The sequence below is a fragment of the Faecalimonas sp. LCP19S3_D12 genome, from assembly GCF_052121495.1.
Lineage (GTDB): Bacteria > Bacillota > Clostridia > Lachnospirales > Lachnospiraceae > Faecalimonas.
Genome location: NZ_JBQKED010000119.1, coordinates 1 through 937 on the forward strand (window position 1 = coordinate 1; position 937 = coordinate 937).

Genomic DNA, 937 nt, shown 5'->3' on the forward strand with positions numbered 1-937 from the left:
TTTGGAAAGAACTATACACGTCGTTTTAAAGATACAGATCTTTTTGAACAGATTTTTTCAAAGATTTTAGAAGAATGCATGAAATTCAAATTGGTGGATACAGAACATATTTTTGTGGATTCTACACATGTGAAAGCATGTGCAAATAGTAAAAAGATGAGAAAACGGGTGGCACATGAACAGGCATTATGGTACGAGCAGGAATTAAAAGAAGAAATTCAGAAAGACCGGGCGGCACATGGGAAGAAACCTTTGAAAGATAATGATAAAAATGATTCTCCACCACCAACTGCAAGCGGAGGAGAAAGTTTTGCAGATGAAACAGAATCTCAGATTCCGGAAGGAGCAAAAACACAAAAGTGCAGCACCAGCGATCCGGAAAGTGGCTGGTTTCGTAAAGGAGAACATAAACATGTTTTTGCATATGCAGTAGAAACAGCTTGTGATAAACATGGTTGGATTTTAGGATATACTGTTCATCCCGGAAACGAACATGATAGCCGTACATTCCCGCTATTGTATGAGAAAATAAAAGATTTCAAACCGGATATGATGATAATGGATGCCGGCTATAAAACGCCTGCCATCGCCCATCTTCTCTTGGAGGATGGAATCCAACCTCTTTTTCCGTACAAACGACCAATGACGAAAGAAGGTTTTTTCAAAAAATATGAGTATGCCTACGATGAGTATTATGATTGTTACGTCTGTCCTGGAAACCAGGTTTTAAAATACAGTACAACAAATCGAGATGGATATCGTGAATATAAGAGTTGCGGATTGTTCTGTAGTAGTTGCCCATACTTGCATCAATGCACAGAAAGTAAAGATCATGTAAAAGTCATTACCAGACATGTATGGGAAGAATACATGGAGAAAGCAGAAGATATTCGCCATACAATAGGTAACAAAGAAATATATCAACAACGAAAGGAAA

At 37.9% G+C, this 937-nt stretch carries 1 protein-coding gene; it reads left to right on the top strand.

Annotation, left to right across the window (positions count from 1 at the left end; genetic code table 11):
* The coding region (locus ACTQXY_RS15510) for a transposase (RefSeq protein ID WP_441660214.1) at positions 1 to 937 on the top strand (937 nt) is incomplete at both ends.